Annotated in this window: 2 protein-coding genes; both read right to left on the bottom strand. The window is 53.9% G+C overall.

What is annotated here, in order from left to right; translation table 11 throughout:
* Window positions 1-261: hypothetical protein (locus RR877_RS10520; RefSeq protein WP_332628227.1), on the bottom strand; the 261-nt coding region annotated here is incomplete at its 3' end.
* A gap of 14 nt (window positions 262-275) precedes the next feature.
* A complete protein-coding gene (locus RR877_RS10515; RefSeq protein WP_332628225.1) occupies window positions 276-1655 on the bottom strand; it encodes a class II glutamine amidotransferase in 1380 nt (459 codons plus the stop codon).
* Window positions 1656-1701 lie beyond the last annotated feature (46 nt).

Genomic DNA, 1701 nt, shown 5'->3' with positions numbered 1-1701 from the left:
TTCTGTGTCGCTCGGAATGAGCTGCTTTGCATCACGAGCCAGCCACGCTGCAAAGCTCACACCCATTTCATTTCCGTTCACCACTTCAGGAACAGTATCCCTATTGAAGTCGTATGGATGTGACTCTGGGATCGTGACCTCCACAATCCCCCGGCTCTTGCAACCATCCTGTTGCTGGAAGCTGTACGTTCTACCATAAGTCTTCACAACCAACTCGTCGAGGTCGTGCAGTTCGATCACATTCTTTGTCTTGATACGCATGAGGATTTCCTTGGTTACTGCGCAGCGAACTGACGCATACGCTTGGTGATATTGTGAACAACGAAGCTACCATCTTCTTCGACACCAACGATCACCATGTCGGCAGTCTTACCGAGCAGGCGATCAGCAGTGCGCTTGCTGGTTTCACGCAGAGCAATGTCGTAGCCGATACCAGTGGCACTGTCCTCGAAGCAACCGAACAGGGTCTTATTCTTACCGTAGTACGTTTCCCATTCGGCAGTGATGATGGCGCCGAACAGGTCGGCGTCCTTCGCACGCTTTACTTCTTCCTCATCCACGTGAAGATGGTGGAAAGGAGGGATGAGATTTTCAGGGAACTTGAACTCCGGGTCGTACATGAACGCGCGGAGGGCACTGTCACCAGCATCACCCTGGGCTTGGATGTCATCTTCCGGAAAGTCACCGCACCCGCCATCCGCTACCTCGCAGAGCGGACGAGCATTCTGCGGGACACCAGCAGTGCCAGTGACACCAAGCTTCATGAAGTCATCCCACCGCCCCAGCATATTAACAACCGCAGGCGGCTTGTAGTTGGCGATGGCGTAATCACCCGGCTGAGTATTGCCATGGTTGCTACCCGAGTAGACAGTGGCGTTGCCATAGTTACCGTAGTTGTAACCGCTGTTGTCATAGCTGCTGGTGGACACTGCCATCTTCAGCTTGGTGGTGTCCCACGTCAGCACATCACCCGAGGTATCGAAGGTGACAACAGTGTCAACCGGCAGCTCACGGATCTTACCGTCGTGCGTGAACTTCACACGATCAGCCAGCCACAACAGCATGCCTGCCTCACTGGCAAACATCATGTGCTTGCGATCCTTCGAGAACAGGAAGTGCATCGGACGCTGGGAGTTGCGGACGAAGTTGATCTTCTTCGGGGATTCTTCATCCCAGTACACGATGGCGAAGGCACCCTGCAATTCCTGAATGGCTGCATGACCACGCTCAGCAATCTGCTGGATGGCCCATGCACTGTCCACATCGTAGTCCTTACCACTTGGCTTATGTTTCCAGCTGTGCAGCGTACCGTTGTGCACACCGATGACGCGCTTGTCATCGTCAGTGAAGCCGACGAACGGGTGAGCGTTATCCTTCTTCACTGCACCCTGCGTCTTTGCGCGGACGTGGCAGACGGTGAACTGACTGGTGTCCGTGTCACGGATCAGAGCTTCAGTCTCGGTCTGCGTCACGAAATTCCAGCCGGCCGTTGCATCCTTGTGGAGATACACCGACCCCTTAGCCGTACCGATCTGGAACATACCGCTGCTGTCAACACCACGCAGGGTGTTGGCAATGAATGCCTGACGAATGAAGTCGCACAGCGGCTTGTTGTAGAAGGAACGAGCCGAGATAACACCGTGGATTCCGCACATGATTAGTAGCCTTTTAAAGAATGGGATTAGTTGTTGTTGGAAATGT

Origin of the sequence: Aurantimicrobium sp. (assembly GCF_036667855.1) — a bacterium.
In the GTDB taxonomy this organism is placed as follows: domain Bacteria; phylum Actinomycetota; class Actinomycetes; order Actinomycetales; family Microbacteriaceae; genus Aurantimicrobium.
This window is presented reverse-complemented; position numbering and strand designations above follow the sequence as displayed.